Annotated in this window: 1 protein-coding gene; it reads right to left on the bottom strand. The window is 77.4% G+C overall.

The window, feature by feature from the left end:
* Window positions 1-1,556, bottom strand: a 1,556-nt coding sequence (locus ABT122_RS33520; RefSeq protein ID WP_351559968.1) for a polyketide synthase dehydratase domain-containing protein, incomplete at both ends; no start/stop codon positions are given.

Genomic DNA, 1,556 nt, shown 5'->3' with positions numbered 1-1,556 from the left:
TGGGCGAGTCCGGGTACGTCCTCGCCGGGGAGTGCGGCGATGGCGCGGGTGGTGACGAAGACCAGCCGGGACCCGGCGTACCGCTCATCGGCGAGGAACTCCCGCGACAGCCGGAGCGCGCGGGCCGTCACCGCCGCCACGGCCCGCCGGGGGTCGGCGGGCACGGCGGGTCCGGGCATCCGCACCACCACATCACCGCCGTCGGGCGGCGGGAGCGCGTCCCCGGCGGGCTCGGCCCGGGAGCGGCTCTCCGCCACGGGGGTGTCGAGCGGCTGCCATACGACGGTGAGGACACCGTCCCCTGCGGAGCCGACGGCCGCCCGGACCGTGTCCCGGCTCACCGGGCGCAGCTCCAGCGACTCCACCGACCCGGCGGGTACGCCCGTCATGTCCCACAGGGACACGGCGACCCGCCGCGGACCGGTCGTCCTCAGCCGCACCCGCAGGGCGGCCGTCCCCGCCGTGCCCACCTCCGCGCCGCTCCAGACGAACGGCAGCCCCGGCGGGGCATCCGGGCCGGCGACCCCCGGCAGCAGCGGGTGCAGGGCCGCGTCCAGCAGTGCCGGATGGAGGAGGAACCGTCCGGTGTCCCCCCGCAGCTCCTCGCCGATGGCGACCTCGGCCCAGACCGTGTCCCCGGCCCGCCAGACCCGGCGGAGCGCGGCGAACTCGGCGCCGTATCCGAACCCTTCCTCCGCCAGCCGTCCGTACACATCGCCGAGAACGGTCTCGGCGGCGCCCTCGGGCGGCCAGGGCTCCCCGCCGCCACCGGGCCCGGGCGGCGCCGCCGGAGGCGCGGCGGGGGCCAGCCGGCCGCTCGCATGGGCGGTCCACCCGTCCGCTCCGTCCGGCCGGGCATACACATCGAGCGGCCGGTGACCGTCGTCGCCGGGCTCCCCGACCACCACTTGGAGCCCGACCCCGCCTTCGGCGGGGAGCACCAGCGGGCCCGTCAGGGTCAGTTCGGCGACCCGGTGCAGCCCCACCTCGGCCCCGGCGCGGAGAGCCAGCTCCAGAAAGCCCGTACCGGGGAAGAGCACGGCTCCGTGCACCGCGTGACCGGCCAGCCAGGGATGGGTGTGGAGCGAGAGCCGGCCCGTGAGGAGCCGGGCGTCCCGGCCGGCGACGGTCAGCGCGGCGCCGAGCAGCGGATGCTCGGCGGGCTCCATGCCGAGTTCCCCGGCGCCGGCCGGCGCGGCGGGCGCGGTGAGCCAGTACCGCTCGCGCTGGAAGGCATAGGTGGGCAGATCGACCCGGCTGCCGCCGGGGAAGACCGCGTCCGGGTCGAGGGCCGCTCCGCGCAGCCGGAGCAGCGCCAGCGCCGCCGTCACCGAGGTGGCCTCGGGCCGTCCCGGGCGCAGCAGCGGCAGGGTGGGGCCGTCGTCCAGGATCTCCCCGGCCATCGCGGTCAGCTCACCGCCGGGGCCCAGCTCCAGACAGTCGGTGACTCCGGCCGACTCCAGCGCGCGCACTCCGTCGTGGAAGCGGACGGTGTGGCGGATGTGGTGGGTCCAGTAGTCGGGTGAGTGGAGTTGGCGGGGGGTCGCGGGTTCTCC

It is taken from the genome of Streptomyces sp. NPDC001985 (genome assembly GCF_040296845.1).
GTDB lineage: Bacteria > Actinomycetota > Actinomycetes > Streptomycetales > Streptomycetaceae > Streptomyces.
Note: the sequence above shows the minus strand (reverse complement) of the source record. Positions and strands in the feature narration are given on the sequence as shown.